Below are 17,075 nucleotides of genomic sequence, written 5' to 3'. Positions count from 1 at the left end.
TCGCTCCCACAAGAACCTCTGGGTGCGTGAACTTCAACTATCGTGCGACGCTCTGCGTCGACATGCCGTTCCGGACGCTCTGCGTCCAGTCTTCCAAGCGTCCAGGGCGATTACTCCTCGCCCGTTTCCACCACCGCAGGCTCACCAATCGTATAGAAATGCCCGCCCGCCACGTAATGAAGGCTGCGCCATTTCGGGTCGGCCTTTTCGAATTCCCAGTGCCCGTCGTTGAACACACGGGTGTCAGCCCAGGCGCCGATGACTTCGCCAATGAACAGGTCGTAGGTCTGTTGATTGTGCGGCTCCGGGATGACCTTGCAGATCAGCCAGGCAGAGCAACCGACAACCAGCGGCGTGACATGATCTTCAATCAGAAACAGGTCGACATTGGCTTTATCAAGCTTGTCCGGGGTGAAGACCTTGCTCTGGGTGCCGACGTCGAAGGTCATCTGCAATTGATCCAGATTGGGCACCTGCAACGCAAAATAACCGCTCTTCTCCACCAGCCCGCGGGTTTTGGTCATCTTGTCGATCACCAGGGTCACCTTGGGCGGCGAGAAATCCAGCGCGCAGGCCCATGCTGCAGACATGACGTTGTGAGTGCCTTCATGACTGGAGGACACCAGCACAGTCGGGCCGTGATTGAGCAGACGGTAGGCTTTTTCCAGCTCGACAGGACGAATGTGATTGTCCACTTGAAACCCTCGAAAACATGATTCGTACCGCTACCGGCAGAGCAGCGAAATAAGGCATTCTGCGTACACCAGCCGTACTGCATGGTGTGGTTGCACGCGAACCCTCTCACGACTCATAAGGCATCGGATTGAGCAGCATAGACAGCCAGAACCCCAAAGTGTTCGCCCTGGTACTGGCGGCAGGCCGAAGCAGGCGTTTTGGTGGCGATAAACGACAGGCAGCATTGCCCTGTGGACGTACCTTGCTGACCGCAAGTCTTGAAAACGCTAGAAACGAATTCTGCAATGTGGGGCTGGTACTGCGTACGGACGATGACGCTGAAGCACTGGGTATTCCCGCACACGTAACAATCATCCGCAGCGAACATGCCGACCTGGGGATGGGCCACAGTCTCGCCAGCGGCATTGCCGCCTTAATGGAATCCGCTGCCGAGGCCGTAGCCATTCTGCTTGCAGATATGCCCTGGATAAAGCCGCAGACCCTGCGTGACCTGGCCGCAATGGCCAATCCTCAACGCATTGCCGTGCCAATGCATGGCGGCCAGCGCGGCCATCCGGTGATCATTGGTCGGCAGTTCTGGCCGACACTGCTGACGCTGGAAGGCGATCAGGGCGCTAAAGCCCTGATCATGAACAACCCGGAGGTGTGTGACGTACTGAATTGCGATGACCCAGGCATTCTGCGCGACGCCGACACTCCGTCAGCGCTGGCGCAAGCCTGTGCGCAATACCTTAAACCTCGGCACGACTGACACCGTTGGCCACGCGCAGGATGTCAGCCATCACCGCAATGGCGATTTCGGAAGGCGTCTTGCTGCCCAGGTTCAGGCCGATGGGGGCATGGATTCTCTCCAGCACCCTGGCATCCAGCCCGCCAATCCGGCCCAGACGCTCCAGACGTTTGCTGCTGGTGCGCATCGAACCCATCGCGCCTATGTAGAACGCCTCAGTGCGTACGGCTTCAAGCATGCTCAGATCGTCCAGTTTCGGATCATGGGTCAACGCCAGTACCGCCGTCGAACTGTGACAGCCACCTTCGGCAATGAACACCGCAGGCAATACACCGCGCACCTCGACACCCGGCATCGAAAACCCTGAGGTGACCTCGACACGCGGGTCACAGACGATGACTTCATAGCCCATCGCGACGGCGAAACTGGCGCAGAACTCCGCCACCGGCGATAGCCCGGCAAGCAGCACGCGATACACCGCCCCCATACGAATGCTGATGCGTTCGCCGTCCACCTGCACCCGCGCCTCGCCCATCGTTGCAGGTCCGATTTCTCTCTGCCCACCGCCCAATTGCACGTGCCTGCTGACCAGCTCGCGTCCGGCAAGCGCCTGCTCGATAGCCCCCAGATGTGCATCCGATTGCGGACTCGGTGCAATGAACTCGATCAATACGTCCAGCACACCACCGCACGGCAAGGCCCGCGTCGGTGCGAAGCCGCCGTCGCCGTAGCGAACGACCTGATTGACCGGCTGAAACTGCCCTGCAGCGACCCGTTCGAGAAAGTCCTCCTCCACACAGCCGCCAGACAGGGAACCGCGATGCTCACCGCTGCTCAGCGCCACCAGCATTGCCCCGGGCCCGCGTGGGGCCGAGCCGAACGTAGAGAGAACCGTGCATAGCCAGACGGCTTTGCCGCCAGCCAGCCAGTCACGAGCCTGTTGCACCACCTGCAAATCGAGCTGTTTCATTGCTACAACCCCGCCATCAGTTTTTCCTTGCTGATCGGCAGGCTGCGCACCCGTTTGCCGGTCGCGTGATACACCGCATTGGCCACGGCAGCTGCAAGCCCGGTCACACCGATTTCGCCGATACCCCGCGCACCGAACTCACCCAGGTTGTAGTCCGGATAATCGAGCAGCAAGACGTCGATATCCGGCTGATCCGCATGCACCGGCACTACGTACTCGGCATAGTTGTTATTGACCGGCATGCCACTGCGCGGGTCATATTCACCGGCTTCGAACAACGCCATGCCGATACCCATCACGATTGCGCCTTCCACCTGATTGCGCGCTGCCAGCGGGTTGACCACCTTGCCCACGTCAATGGCACTGACCACCCGAGACACGCGCAGGCTGGAAATGCCCGGATCCCAGCGCACTTCGACGAAATGCACACCGAACGAGCGGAAGGAATACTTGCCCGCCTCCGGCATGCCACTTTGAAAATTACCCTCAGCGCGCGACAGGCGCTGCCCCTTCAGCACGTCGACAAAGCTGGCGCGCTGTTCGCCGATCACCAGTTGCCCGTTTTCGACCTTGATCGACTCGGCGTCCTGCCCGGCGAACACCGCATCCTTGCTGACAGCGTACTGGCGCAGCTTCTGCAACGCTTCACGCGTGGCCCCGGCAATCGCCGGCATTACGCTGGCGGTCACCCATGAACCACCGGAAACGGGACCGGCCGGGAAGGACGAACTGCCCAGCTCTACTTCAACACGCTCAACGGGAGTGCCGGTCAACTGGCTGACAGTCTGCGCCACGATGGTGTATGTGCCGGTGCCGATGTCCTGCAAGCCACACTGGGCCAGCGCCGTACCGTCAGAACGCAGAATGACTCGCGCATCGGTGGGCACCTGATAGGCTTCCCAGTTGCAGGCGCCCATGCCGTAACCAATGATTTCATCGCCTTCGCGCATTGAGCCAATGTCGGCCTTGCGCGCGTGCCAGCCGAATCGCTCGGCGGCTTTGTCGATAGCTTCCGGCAGGTGATTGCTGGACCACGGCAAGCCGACGCTCTGATCCTTGTCGGCCAGGTTCAGCTTGCGAAATGCCAGCGGGTCCATGCCACTGGCCAACGCCATCTCATCAATGGCCGACTCCAACGCAAACAGTCCTGGTGCCGCACCCGGCGCGCGCATGGAAGTCGGCGTACCCCGGTTGATAGAGCTGATCTTGTGGCTGACCAGCACGTTGTCGCAGGCATACAGGCTTTTGGTCACGCCACCGCAGTTTTCGGTGTAATCATCCAGCATCGACGTGTTGTTGAACGACTCGTGACGGATCGACACCAGCTTGCCGCTGGCATCGGTGGCCAGACGCAAGCGCTGGCGGGTCTCCGGACGATGGCCCACGGTGGTAAACATCTGCGCGCGTGGCAACACCAGTTGCACCGGGCGACCGGTAACCCTGGCCGCGGCGCAGGCTGCCACGGAGTGCGGCCATGGCCACAGCTTGCCGCCAAAGCCCGAGCCTATGAACGGTGCGCGCACTTCAACGCGGTCGGGCGAAAGGTCGAAAACGTTGGCCAGCAGGTTGCGGTGGTTGACCACGCCCTGAGTGCTTTCGTAAACAAACAGCTTACCGTCCTGCCACCACGCCGTGCTGGCGTGCATCTCCATCGGGTTATGCACTTCAACCGGCGTGGTGTAAGTCTGATCGACTTTGACTTTTGCACTGTCAAACGCGCTGTCCGGCTTACCCCGGTTGTGCCCGGCACCGCCATCACGGGCACCATTGACCCGCATGCCTTCGTCAAGGTCCTTGACCGCCGGGCGCTCGTCATACTCGACCGTCACGCGGTGGGCAGCCGCCCTCGCCTGCTCGAAGCTTTCGGCCACCACCAGAGCGACAAACTGGCCAGGGTAATAGACCCGGTCATCCTCGAACGGCAGGCGATGCTCGTCCGCCTTGCTGGCCGAAAGCATCTTGGCGAAGCTCAGCTTGGTGTTCGGAGTACGGTGCAAAGCAGGAAAATTGCCATGATGGAAGATATCGACAACGCCAGGCATCGCCTTGGCCTGCTGATCCTTTACGGCAACCACGCGCCCGTTGGCGATGGTGCTGTAGACGCCATAGGCATACAGCATCTTGCCCATCGGATGGTCTGCGGCATAGCGCGCCTGACCACTGACTTTCTTGCCGCCGTCGATACGACGCTGCGGCACACCAATGATGTTTTCGCTCATGAGAGATTCCTAAGCCGTGAGGTCACGAAGATTGCGGACAATGACCTGCTGACCCAGCGGGATCTTGAAGGCGTTATGTTCATAGGCCCGGGAGCCCTTCATCGCCAGCGCTGCGACCCGCGCAAAGGTGTCCATGTCAGCACGCTGACCGATCAGTGCACGTTCAGCCTCCACGGCCCGCCACGGCTTGGTACCCACGCCACCCAGCGCGATACGCGCATCGGTGATTCGCTTGCCGTCCATCACCAGAATCACTGCACTGGACGCCAGGGCAAACTGGTAAGAGGTACGGTCGCGCAGCTTGAGATAAGAAGAACGACCACCTGCCAGCGGTGCATCCAGCGTCACGTGGGTGATCAGCTCGTGAGCCGCCAGCGCAGTTTCACGCTGCGGCGTATCACCGGGCAGCAGATGAAAGTCGGCAAAAGGAATATCTCGCGAGCCATTGGCCCCCTGAACGGTTACCTGCCCGCCGATGGCCGCCATGCCGACGCACATGTCCGAAGGATGCGTTGCAATGCAGTGATCGCTGGTGCCCAGCACCGCATGCACACTGCGGTTCATGCCGCCGATAGCTGCACAACCGGAGCCCGGCTGGCGCTTGTTGCAGGCTGAAATACCATCGCGGAAATACGGGCAGCGCACCCGCTGCATGACATTGCCAGCGGTGGTGGCCTTATTGCGCAACTGGGTCGAAGCACCTGCCAGAATCGCTTCAGACAACACCGGATATCGCTGCTGCACCAGTGGATGCCTGGCCAGATCAGTGTTGCTCACCAGCGCGCCGATGCGCAGACGCCCATCGGGCAGCGACTCGACCTGTTTCAACGCCAGATGATTGATGTCCACCAGTTGCTGCGGTTGCATCACATCCAGCTTGACCAGATCAAGCAACGTGGTGCCGCCTGCCAGATAGAAGCGCTGCCCCTCACCCGACGCAGTGCTGAATGCCTGCGCGGGCGATGCAGCCCGAGCGTAATCGAACGTTCGCATCAGGCAGCTCCTCCCATTTTCGAACGCGCAGACTGCACGGCCGAGAGAATGTTCTTGTAGGCGCCGCAGCGGCAGATATTGCCGCTCATGGCTTCTCTGACGCTGGCGTCATCGGAAGGGATGTTCGGGTCCTGGAGAATCGCGACCGCGCTCATTATCTGTCCAGACGTGCAATAACCGCATTGATAGGCATCGTGCTCCCAGAAGGCTTCCTGTACCGGGTGCAGCTTGCCGTTCTCGGCCAGGCCTTCGATGGTGGTGATGCTGTCGCCCTGATGCTGGACGGCAATGGAAAGGCAGGAATTGATCGCCACGCCATTGACCAGCAGCGTGCAAGCACCGCACTGGCCATGGTCGCAGCCTTTTTTGGTGCCCGTCAGTTGCAGGCGGTCACGCAGCACGTCGAGCAGAACGGCGTTGGCCGGCACGTTCAGGGTATGAACCTGGCCATTGACCTTCAACTGGATGCGCTGCTCGCCCGCTGCAGGCGCGTCACTGTCTTCGATTACAGGAGCCGCCGGGGCTGCCTGCAGCATGCCGTCGGAGGGTATCCAGGTAGACAGCGTGGCCGCAGCAATGCCGGAAGCACCGAACTTCAAAAAGTTTCGGCGCGAAGGCTGCACGGCACTGCTGTCCACAGCAGAATCCTTGTGCTTTTTGGGTTCACTCATCAGGGTCACTCGGTAATAGCCGACGCTGCTGTAAAGCGCCGGGCGTTATTGTGTGGTCAGCCGCCTGGGCGTACTCCTGCTCAACGGCGTGCTGCCTTGATCTTTCATCGGGCTTTCATGGGTGATCAGAGCCAAAACGCTATCACCGGTTAAGTGTTTAACTGGCCAGCGCTGGTAAAGTTCCAACTGTTTGACGGGCGTCTGTATCCGGAGATTGCAGCCACCACACACCACAGTCGTGTATTGACACTAGCAGGTGGTCGGGATGCTGATTAGCCAGGCAAATCCAAACACCCTTGTGAAACTGGCTCATGAATGCCGTGCGGCAGTTAAAAATGTGCGCGGGCGACGGGGTCCGGCGGATTGCCACATTCTGGCAAGCGGCTAAAGACCCGCGCATAAACGACGATATAGATGGGGGGCAGGCTGTGAAGCGTCTAAATCAAGGCATTCGCGCCCGATTTGATGATGGCATCTCGCAACCGAGGTGCACATTATGCGAAAATGCCGCGTCTTTGCCGGTATGCCACCGTGGGAATGTCGCAGCACGCGTGCATTAAATTGCACATCAGGCGTGCCTCCATGCCCCGATGCGGCGTCTCAGACTCCGTGAACAGGCTGACCAGGTGTGTTTTCTGGAGGATGCCGAGGGGTGATATTCCCGGGCGTCGCCGCACACCAACAGAGCAAATGTCACTCATGACGCTGAATCCAATGATGATAAGAAGTCAGCGCAGCAGGACATAAATTGAGGTCTCGAGCGGTATTATATTGGCCTTGTATGTCCACCTCTAGTCCCTGTGGGTGCGAGCGTTTGTCGCAGGCTTCGATGCATGTGACAGGCCGTTTCTTCAGGAGTAGTCGGCGGATGGCGTTTATCAGATGGATGACAGAATGTTTAAAAAAGTGAACACGGCCCTGCTGGGTCTGGCCATTTCCATGGGCCTGATGCCCGTGCAGGCGGCTGAAACCAAGAAAGTCGACGTATTGCTCGTCGGCGGCGGCATCATGAGTGCAACGCTTGCGGTCTGGCTCAACGAGCTGGAGCCGAGCTGGTCGATGGAAATGGTCGAGCGCCTCGATGGCGTGGCCGAAGAAAGCTCCAACGGCTGGAACAACGCCGGTACCGGCCACTCGGCCCTGGCCGAGCTGAACTACACCCCGGAAGACAAGAACGGCAACGTTGATATCTCCAAGGCCATCGAGATCAACGAAGCGTTCCAGATTTCCCGTCAGTTCTGGTCGTGGCAGGTCAAGACCGGCGTTCTGAAGAACCCGCGTTCGTTCATCAACTCCACGCCGCACATGAGCTTCGTGTGGGGCGACAACAACATCCAGTTCCTGCGCAAGCGTTACGCAGCATTGCAGGCCAGCCCGCTGTTCAGCGGCATGCAGTACTCCGAAGACCACGAGCAGATCAAGAAGTGGGTTCCATTGATGATGGAAGGTCGTGACCCGGCGCAGAAGCTGGCCGTGACCTGGAGCCCGATTGGCACCGACGTCAACTTCGGCGAGATCACCCGCCAGTTCGTCGCCAATCTGAAAGCCAAGCAGAATTTCAATCTGCAGTTGTCGAGCGAAGTCGAAGACATCAATCACAACGACGACGGCACCTGGCGCGTCAAGTACAAGAACCTGAAAGACGGTACTGTCACCGAGACCGACACCAAGTTCCTGTTCATCGGCGCTGGCGGTGCTGCCCTGCACCTTCTGCAGGAATCCGGTATTCCTGAAGCCAAGGAATACGGCGGCTTCCCGGTCGGCGGTTCGTGGCTTGTCACCGACAACCAGACTCTGGCCATGCAGCATATGGGCAAAGCCTACGGTATCGCGTCGACTGGCGCGCCACCCATGTCGGTTCCGCACCTTGACACCCGTGTTCTGGATGGCAAGCGCGTGATCCTGTTTGGCCCGTTCGCGACCTTCTCGACCAAGTTCCTGAAAAACGGCTCCTACTTCGACCTGCTGACCAGCACCACCACGCATAACGTGTGGCCGATGACTCGCGTTGGTATCGAACAGTACCCGCTGATCGAATACCTGGCAGGTCAGGTAATGATGTCTGACGACGATCGCTTCGCTGCTCTGCAGCAGTACTTCCCGAACGCCAAGAAAGAAGACTGGCGCCTGATGCAAGCCGGTCAGCGCGTACAGATCATCAAGCGTGACGAAGAAAAAGGCGGCGTTCTGAAGCTGGGTACCGAAATCGTTGCTTCCAAGGACGGCTCCATCGCCGGTCTGCTGGGCGCATCGCCAGGTGCTTCGACTGCAGCGCCGATCATGCTGGGCGTGCTTGAGAAAGTCTTCAAGGACAAGGTAGCGACTCCGGAATGGCAGGCAAAACTGCGCCAGATCGTGCCTAGCTACGGCACCAAGCTGAACAACAACCCGGATCGCGTTGCCGAGGAATGGGCTTACACAGCCGAAGTCCTGCAACTGACTCCGCCGCCGCCGGTGAACAAGACAGGTAATGCTCCAACACCTGCACCTGCTGCACAGCCAGCGAAAAGCAATCCAGCCAGTGACATGGCGCTCTAAGGCTTTCACAGCTTGAAGCAAAGCCCCGCCAGACAATGTCTGGCGGGGCTTTTTTGTAATTGGCGCCTTCTGGCCGAAAAAACAGTTAAAGCCACGCGTCCTCTTGGCACCTGTTATGGTGGCACACCTCCTTCACTCTCTGGCTTGCATCAGCAGAGCTGTATTATCCAGGTCTCCACGCCGCACCTTCGCGGCAACCTCGCATTTTCTTGCGCTGTCCATCCGGGCTGTTAGTCGCTCAAAGTTTTGTCGCGGCTGACAAAAACTATCCGAATCGCTCTTTGTGCTTAACGACTGCATGTCGTACCAAGGCAGCGGCAGGCTGTTTCCGGTTGAAATACCCTATGGAGTTCACGCAAATGATCGAGCCCATGCTGGCTACAGGCCCAGATGCAGCGCTTGAAGCCGCGCTTGCCGAGTGTGCCCGTGAACCGATTCGGGTGCCCGGCGCAATCCAGCCTCATGGCGTGTTGCTGAGCGTTGCAGGCAACCCGCTTTGTATCGAACAAGTCAGCGCCAATTGCGCAAATGAGCTTGGGCTGGACAGCGACGCGTTGCTGGGCAGGCCCCTGTCATTGCTGTTATCGCCCGAGCAGGCGACGATTATCGAAAATGCGTACCACCACCCTGCTGCTCCACACATTGATCCGATACGACTGACGCTGAGAAGCGCTCACTACAGTGCTTCGCTGCACCGTACCGATGACGTGCTGATTATTGAACTGGAACCCTTCGTCGAAGCCGGCCACGAACAGTCCAGAATCATTACCCGTGTGTTGCGCAACCTGCAGGCAGCGACCACGCTGGAAACGCTGTTCGATATCAGTGTTCACGAGATTCAGGCACTTACCGGCTACGACCGGGTGATGATTTACCGGTTCGAGCCCGAGGGGCATGGCAAAGTCGTTGCCCAGGCGTTGACCGGGCTATTACCCAGTTACAGTGGTTTGAACTTCCCAGGCTCGGATATTCCTGCCCAGGCGCGAGAGCTGTATCGTTTGAACTGGATTCGGGTGATTCCGGACGCAACCTACGTTCCCGTCCCCCTGATACCGACACTGCGACCTGCAACAGGCCAGCCACTCGATCTGGGCTTCTCGACGCTGCGTAGCGTGTCCCCTGTTCACTGCGAATACCTCAAGAACATGGGCGTGCGCTCATCAATGAGCATCTCGCTGCTGGACGGCGGCGAACTTTGGGGTCTTATCGCCTGTGGGCATCCTGAACCGCTGCTGGTGTCCAGAGAGCTGCGCGATGCCTGTGCAATGATCGGGCAACTGTTGTCGGTAAAAATTTCCGCAATTGTTGCAACTGATATTCAGCGCGAACGGGAAGAGAAAGTTGTCCTGCTCGGGCAACTGGCAGACGCAATGAGTCGCGCCGACCATGAAATCCTCGACGGCCTGGTGAGCCGACCCGAACTGCTTCAGTCCTTGACACTGGCGGACGGCGTCGCGGTTCTGATTGACGACCGGGTTCACCTGTTCGGCGTATGCCCTACGACCGAGCAGGTGCAAGCGCTGTACCTCTGGATTCGGGACACAGGGCTGGCACGCCAGCGGTCGACGCAGCGAACGACAGGCTTGCAGGGTCTGGGTGTTTTTCATACCCACTCCATGCACAAGTAGTATCCCGAAAGCGCGGCCTACAGAGATGTCGCGAGCGGCGTCATTGCCTTTACATTGCCCAAGCCGATTGATAACGCGGTCATGTGGTTTCGTGCTCAGCTCACCTCGACAATGAACTGGAGCGGAAACCCGGCCCACCATGTGAGTACCAGCCCGGAAGGCTCCGCACGCCACCGCTTGCGCCCGAGACAGTCTTTCGACGCGTGGGAACAGCAGGTCACAGGCATCGCCAGCCCCTGGTCGCGGGGCGATCTTTATGGTGCTGAAGACATACGCCGCTCAGCGCTGGAGAACGACCTGGAGCGCCAGGTTCAGCGCGAGCAGGAGGCGGTGCGTTTGCGCGATGAGCTGGTCGCGGTGGTGTCCCATGACCTGCGCAACCCGATGTCGATCATCATCATGCAGTGCGGCATGATGCAGCGATGGGCAATCGGCGATACACACTCTGAAAACCGCAACATCCGGCGCGCACTGGGCACCATCGAGAAAGCGACAACCCGCATGAACAGTCTTCTTGAAGACTTGCTCGATACCGCACAGATTGAAGCAGGCCGTTATCAGCTCTCACGCTTGCCGCTGGGTGTCACCAGTCTGCTTGAAGAGGCATGCAGCCTTCTGGTCATGCTGACCACTGAAAAGAATATCGAACTCAATTGCACAGCCGCGCAGGGTCTGGTCATCAATGCGGATCCGGAGCGAATCTTTCAGGTGCTTTCCAACCTAGTGGGTAACGCCATTAAGTTCACCCCCAAAGGTGGCCGAATCAACATCAATGCGGTCGCCAGTGAAAATGAAGTCCTGTTCAAGGTCAGTGATGACGGGATAGGTATCCCGGCGGAACACTTGCCCTATATTTTCCAGCGTTACTGGTCTGTCAAGGAAGGCAACCCGCGAGGCAACGGCCTGGGTCTTTATATATGCCAGGGTATTATCACCGCCCACGGTGGACGCTTGTGGACCGAAAGCTCACTCGATTCGGGAAGTGTATTTTCCTTCACGCTGCCTATGCATCAGGGGCAGGATGTCATTGGCGAGGCGACGTTTTTAAAACAGAGCGGCACGACTCATCGACTGGCGCAATCGATCTCCAGCAAACTGGAGCGCCAGCAACTGGAAGATCGCCTGACCCGCGCGGGGCTGCAGAACGAACTGAACCATCGGGTCAAAAACACCCTGGCAACCGTTCAGGCCATCGCCTCTCTCACGGTCAACAGCTCTGCCTCACTGGAGTCCTTTCGCAAAAGCTTCGATGCACGTCTGTTTGCACTGAGCCAGGCGCATGATGCCCTGGCCCGGGCAGAGTGGATATCCACTGAACTGGTCGACCTGATCGAGCAGCTTCAAGCGGTAAACGCGGGGGCGCACAAGATCAGCTTCACAGGCAATCCGGTAACTCTGGAGCCGCGCGTGTCATTGACGCTCTCAATGGTTCTGCACGAACTGATGGCTAACGCGGTGCAGCATGGTGCACTTTCATCAGCAGCAGGCCAGGTGACGGTGATCTCCACCCTGGACGCCGGGCACAATCCTCCCACGCTGAAGATCGAATGGAGTGAAACAGGCGGCCCGCCGATTGCCGCAAGCACGGTAAAAGGCTTTGGCTTTCGCTTGATACGCCGCAGTATCGAAAGAGAACTCAAAGGCAAGGCTGACATTCAGTTCGCCAGCACAGGCATTATCTGGTCGATGCTGATCCCTTGGCCAGACAAACCGGAAGGCAGCTTATGAGTTCAGAATCAGACGACCATACCTCGCTCCCCAAAGTGCTGCTGGTCGAGGACGAGACAATGCTCGCAATGCTGATGGAGATGATGCTTGAGGACCTGGGGTTCGCTACCGCCTACCACGCCAGTTCGCTTGGCGAAGGCATTGAATATGCTCGCAACGGCGACTATGACCTGGCCATTCTGGATATCAATATCATCGGCGGTAACTCGTTCCCGATAGCAGCGGCCATTGCCCATCGCGGCATACCCTTCATGTTTTGCTCCGGGTATGGGCGACTGGGCATCCCCGAGGTATGGGTTGACCGGCGCTGCGTCGCCAAACCGTTCAGTGCAGAGCAGTTGAATGAGGCCTTGAGCGAACTGCTTCAGGCCTGACCGGGTCAGCTCTCAATCAGCCTGTTATCGGCTGGCGAAGGTTTACGCTCACGGTAAGTCGCCACCACCACCAGCACCAGCAACACCGCGAGCAGCACTGCGGACGACCCTATCGTGCCGAAATCCAGCCCGCCCTTCTCGTAGGGCTTGGTCAGCACATCACCCAGCGTTGCCCCGAATGGCCTCGTCAACACAAAGGCTATCCAGAAAAGCATGATCGAGGACAGTCTGGTAGTGAAATGCAGGACGACGACCAACGCTATCGCAGCACCGATCAGCACTGCCCCCCCGGCAAAACCGAGCCCCGAGTCGTCGGCCAGATAATCGCCGAGCGCTGTGCCCAGCGTGTTGGAGATGAGAATCGCGAACCAGTAAAAAAGCTCACCTTTCAGCGTTGAGACTCTGTCTACCGACAACGATTTCTCGCTGACATACCACGCGCAAAAAATGACCATCAGCAGGGTAATCAGAATTGCAGAACCCGTTGCGTAGCCAAGCCCGAGTGTCCGGTCCATGAAGTCCGACATCGTGGTGCCTGCGGTACTGGTGGAAAGAATGACCAACCAGTAAAGCATCGGGTGATAACGTTTTGCGGCGAGCTGTGTCACGAGCGTGGCTACAAACAGGCTTATCAGTATCAGAGAGCTGATCGCATACCCGACATCAAGCGTCATCGACAATAAGTCGCCCGCTGTTTCACCAAGTGTGGTCGCGCAGATCTTCATGATCCAGAAGGCCAGGGTTATCTGGGGCAGCTTGTTCATTGTGTCTACCTGGATGATCAATAAAGGCGTGTTTCGCAGAGCGCGAATGTCGCCATGATCAGGCTCCAGATGTTTGAAATGTGTGAGGCCGAAATGAAAAACTGATTGAAGCAGGCAGGGATTCGCATAAAAAAACAGGCCGGGTTACCCCAGCCTGCTCACATCACGAAGCGATCGTGGTTTCCTCTGGGCCCGGCCACTCGCTGTCCGGCACATCATAGATGTCGCCGTTCTCGACGCCGTCGATCTCGTACTGGGTCAGGTAGTCCCTGAGGTGATCGGAGAAGCGGTCAACGCGCGTTTCCTGCTTGCCTTCCTCGATCAGACCGGGAATCAGCAACGCCAGAGCGCCCACGCCGGCTGCGGCAATACCAAGGCTGCCAGCGAGCAGCGGCAAAGCACGGACCACGCTGCCCGTCAGTTGCAGAACGCCCGCAGCGCCTTCAGCTGCAGATGCCAGACCTGCCATAGCGCCAAGAGATCCGGCAGTGATGCTCATGCCACCGGCAACCAGCTCGCCTCTTCTGATCGACTTCACTCCATCAAAGATGCCGTAAGCACCCGCAGCCACACCGGCAAGTCCACCGAGCCCCTTCGCGGCGTTTTCCAATTTCGACAGGTTAGTCGTGATGTCTTTGTAAACGTCCGGCTCCAGTACGTCCTTGATGTCCTTGAACATGGTCGTGACGTTCTTGATGCCGCCCTCGACCAGCAACGTTGCGCTTTGTACCGAACCGGTAGTGATGTCGACGATTTGCCGATCAGTCAGGGCCCCCGCGCCATTTGCGCCTTTAGCAATGGTGATACCGGCCATGAAGAGGCCGCTGACGCCATGCAGGACTCCGGCACCGGAAGCGGCCTTTATCGACGAGTTATCGCTGAACAGGCCCAGCTCGGAAATGGACTTGGTGCCCTGACGCAGCAAATCCCAATTGCCTCTGAAAACGCCAAGAATCTGGTCAGACGTAGCGGGTTTGCCATCGGCATTCATCAGCAGTTCGGGGTTGCTCTTGCTGATCTCATCGATCAGTGCCTTGACCTTCTCCTCATCCAGCGCTTCACTGCCTTCCTTGCCGAACGCTTTTTTCAGGTCCTCGAAGCTGGCATCGTTAAAGACGTTCTCCTGAGCAATCGCGGTGTAGTTCTCTGTCAGCTTGTCGTCGTATTTACCCGTGAACTCTGGGTTCAGCGCGGCGTTGTACATCGCCACTTCCATGCTGAACTGGCTGGTCGCCACTTCAAAGCTTTCAGTTTTCAACAGCTCTTTGAGGCGCTCACCGGACACCAGCGATTTTTCATAGAAAGCCTCGAAATCCTTGTTATGCGAGGATTTCTGCACTGCTTCCTGAATTTCGCCCGGTTTGCTGAAACCCAGCGCGCCCTGAACGCTTTGCGCCGAGCTGTAGAACTGAGCAAGCGCTGTCTGCTGGTCGGTCTTGCCATCCTTGGTATTGGCGTCCCACAGCTTGTCCAGCGCAGCACCGGTCTTGATATCGTTGTCGTAAGTACTTTGCAGCGCGCGCTTGAGCCCGTCGCTGCCCTCCAGCACCTTGCTTGCCTCGCTGGTGGCATTCTCGTTATAGAACTTGACTACTGCGGCATCCTTTTCAAGCATCGCTACATGTTTGTTGACATCATCGAGGAGCTTCTGCGCATCGGGATGACTGCGTACATTGTTGGCGATCTGGACCTTGGATTTGTCGTCCTTCCACATCCCGGCACCGCTGCCCTGCACGATCAGACTCTGTGCAGCCTTGAGTTCCTGAAGTACGGCAGCCTTCTGCTCTGCGCTGTAATTTTGCGGGTTATCGAACACATCCTTGTTGAGCGGGTCGGTGTTGACCTTGTCCAGCAGATTGCCTTCGGCAACGGCTTCCAGCAATGTACCTACCGCCCCGACGTCCTTCGGCGAAGCCGTCTTGATGAAGGCCTGAATGTCACCGCGGCTGGCCTTGCCATCTGTGCCCTGCTCCAGGGGGCTCTTCGCATTGTCGAGCAACGCAAAGGCACCGGGTTGCGACCAGAAGTCCAACGCTTCCTTGACCTCATCACTCAACTGAGGGTTTTTCTCTTTGTAGGCTGTCAGTGCTTCAGCGTTGAAATCCGAAGAGCCGGTCTTGCCTTTGATCGCGTCGTAATTTTCGTCGATGATCGCCGCATATCTGGCGATCTGCCTTGAAGCCTCATCGGCGTCAGGGTTGGCCTTGAGAAAATCCTTGTAACTACCGATGTCTTCGGTCTTTTTCAGCTCGGGCAGCGCGGCGAAGCCCAGTTTGCCAAAATCCTGCAACCGTCCGGCCTCGGTGCCATGCTTTGCCTCGGCGCCCTTGGTGAAGCCATCAATGCTGCTGTTGAACACCTGGCCACCCGACTGAACCTCGCCCTTCTCGTTGTACAGGGTCACCCGGTCAAGCACCTGAGCCGCACGAAACGCGGCATTGGCATCTTTTTCGAAATCGCCGACCCGCTCCTTGAGCATGTCCTTGACGCCGCTCTGATTTCCCAGATTCTTCAACAACGGATTAGCGTCGATGATCTCTTCGGCCGAACGCTTGTCATCCTTGGGCAACTCCCACAAAAAACCGAGTTTCTCGGCCTGTTCACGTGCTTCCTTGTTGTCACCCACTGACGACACGTTGGTCATCTCGCCCTTGAGGCTTGCAAACCCGTCCTTGCCAAAGTCCTGCAGGCGACCGGCTTCAGTACCGTTCTTCGCCTCGCCACTCTTGGTGAAACCGTTAATGCTACCGTTCGCTACATCGCTACCGACAATCCGCACGCCGTTGCCATCGAACTGTTCGATGTGAGCCAGCACCTGGGTCGCGCGATAGGCTGCGTCGGCATCGCGCTCGAAATCGCCGACCTGCTCCTTGAGCATGTCCTTGACGTCACTCTGGTTACCCAGATTTTTCAACAACGGGTCACTGTCGATTATGGCCTTCGCGTCGCGCTCGTCACCTTTCGGTCGCTCCCACTGAATGCCCAGTTTCTCGGCCTGCTCACGGATGGCAGGGTCGTCAGCCGGGGATCGCACCTCATGCAGTTTGCCTTTCAGACTGGAAAAACCGAACTTGCCGAAATCCTTCAAACGACCCGCTTCGCTGCCATGCTTCGCGTCGCTGCTGCTGGTATACCCGTCGATGCGATTATTGCCGATGTCGTTACTGGCCAGACGGTTACCATTGGCGTCAAAGGTCTCAATGTGTTCAAGCAGTTGCACAGCTCGGAATGCGGCGCTCGAATCCTTGGTGTAATCCCCTACCTGAGCGATCAGGTTCTGTTTGGCTTCGCCACGGTCGCCTCGTCCGCCCAGACTTTTGAGCAACGGGTTGTCGTCAATGATTTCCTGTGCAGAGCGCTTGTCATCTGAAGGTAACTCCCACTGGATACCGGCATCCCTGGACTGCTGCACGGCCTGCTCCCAGGCCTTGGCGTCTAACGGGTCTTTTGGCTTTTCAGTGGTGATTTTGCTGACGGAGGTCATTGTCTTTATCCTTCCATTGGTCACCAGAAAAATCACAGCGACAACTGCTGCCCGCGCAAAAGAACGAGCTGCGCCATGAGTCAGACTGGTGCGAGCTGGGCCTGACTAAAAGGCAGAGGCACGGGACCTGATCAAAGACCAGGCATCCGCGATCACACTCGATTAAATCGGACTTGCGTTAAGAAGGGATGACACAGACCGGAAAGTTACCTCGAACAGCTGTCTCAGCGCCCTCATTACGCAGCGCGTTACGGGTAACAAGACGGTTTACTTCTGATGA

Annotated in this window: 10 protein-coding genes and 1 pseudogene; 4 read left to right on the top strand and 7 right to left on the bottom strand. The window is 58.1% G+C overall.

What is annotated here, in order from left to right:
* Nucleotides 1-110 precede the first annotated feature (110 nt).
* A complete protein-coding gene (locus RYB66_RS06255) occupies nt 111-695 on the bottom strand; it encodes a flavin reductase family protein (protein ID WP_005777639.1) in 585 nt (194 codons plus the stop codon).
* 128 nt (nt 696-823) lie between these two features.
* On the opposite strand from RYB66_RS06255, the gene RYB66_RS06250 reads away from it, so the two are divergent.
* On the top strand, nt 824-1,447 hold the full coding sequence (locus tag RYB66_RS06250; protein ID WP_117139930.1) for an NTP transferase domain-containing protein: 624 nt from the start codon (nt 824-826) through the stop codon (nt 1,445-1,447).
* Here RYB66_RS06250 and RYB66_RS06245 read toward each other — a convergent pair.
* Genes RYB66_RS06245 through RYB66_RS06230 form a run of 4 tightly spaced genes read right to left on the bottom strand, consistent with a single transcriptional unit; the run spans nt 1,428 to nt 6,279 of the window.
* Nucleotides 1,428-2,396 (bottom strand): XdhC family protein, encoded by a 969-nt coding sequence (locus RYB66_RS06245; protein ID WP_005743532.1) that lies wholly within the window; start codon nt 2,394-2,396, stop codon nt 1,428-1,430. The two genes, RYB66_RS06250 and RYB66_RS06245, sit on opposite strands and share 20 nt — an antisense overlap.
* Nucleotides 2,397-2,398: 2 nt before the next feature.
* Nucleotides 2,399-4,615: a xanthine dehydrogenase family protein molybdopterin-binding subunit gene (locus tag RYB66_RS06240; protein WP_316894069.1), complete on the bottom strand. Its 2,217-nt coding sequence runs from the start codon at nt 4,613-4,615 to the stop codon at nt 2,399-2,401.
* 9 nt (nt 4,616-4,624) lie between these two features.
* Complete coding sequence (locus tag RYB66_RS06235; RefSeq protein WP_005777643.1) at nt 4,625-5,608, bottom strand: FAD binding domain-containing protein; 984 nt, start codon at nt 5,606-5,608, stop codon at nt 4,625-4,627.
* Nucleotides 5,608-6,279 (bottom strand): (2Fe-2S)-binding protein, encoded by a 672-nt coding sequence (locus RYB66_RS06230; protein WP_005733376.1) that lies wholly within the window; start codon nt 6,277-6,279, stop codon nt 5,608-5,610. Before RYB66_RS06230 ends, RYB66_RS06235 begins: the two co-directional genes overlap by 1 nt.
* 894 nt (nt 6,280-7,173) lie before the next feature.
* Between RYB66_RS06230 and mqo the strand changes: the two genes are divergently transcribed.
* The 3 genes and pseudogenes from mqo (at nt 7,174) to RYB66_RS06215 (ending at nt 12,547) form a co-directional block, all read left to right on the top strand.
* On the top strand, nt 7,174-8,817 hold the full coding sequence (gene mqo, locus RYB66_RS06225) for a malate dehydrogenase (quinone) (protein ID WP_002553589.1): 1,644 nt from the start codon (nt 7,174-7,176) through the stop codon (nt 8,815-8,817).
* A 359-nt stretch (nt 8,818-9,176) separates the two neighbouring features.
* Nucleotides 9,177-12,173, top strand: a pseudogene (locus tag RYB66_RS06220) (ATP-binding protein).
* Nucleotides 12,170-12,547, top strand: coding sequence for a response regulator (locus RYB66_RS06215; RefSeq protein ID WP_002553587.1), 378 nt, complete (start codon nt 12,170-12,172; stop codon nt 12,545-12,547). The pseudogene RYB66_RS06220 and the gene RYB66_RS06215 overlap by 4 nt, the downstream one beginning before the upstream one ends.
* 5 nt (nt 12,548-12,552) lie before the next feature.
* On the opposite strand, the gene RYB66_RS06210 is transcribed toward RYB66_RS06215, so the two are convergent.
* Together RYB66_RS06210 and RYB66_RS06205 are read right to left on the bottom strand one after the other, a co-directional pair.
* Nucleotides 12,553-13,311, bottom strand: coding sequence for a membrane protein (locus RYB66_RS06210; protein WP_016982085.1), 759 nt, complete (start codon nt 13,309-13,311; stop codon nt 12,553-12,555).
* Between the two features lie 163 nt (nt 13,312-13,474).
* Nucleotides 13,475-16,795 carry a type III effector HrpK domain-containing protein gene (locus RYB66_RS06205; RefSeq protein ID WP_057404001.1) on the bottom strand — a complete coding sequence of 1,107 codons (3,321 nt, stop codon included), beginning with the start codon at nt 16,793-16,795 and terminating at the stop codon, nt 13,475-13,477.
* Nucleotides 16,796-17,075 lie beyond the last annotated feature (280 nt).

Origin of the sequence: Pseudomonas syringae group sp. 243L2, from assembly GCF_032587875.1 — a bacterium.
Classification (GTDB): domain Bacteria; phylum Pseudomonadota; class Gammaproteobacteria; order Pseudomonadales; family Pseudomonadaceae; genus Aquipseudomonas; species Aquipseudomonas amygdali.
This window is presented reverse-complemented; position numbering and strand designations above follow the sequence as displayed.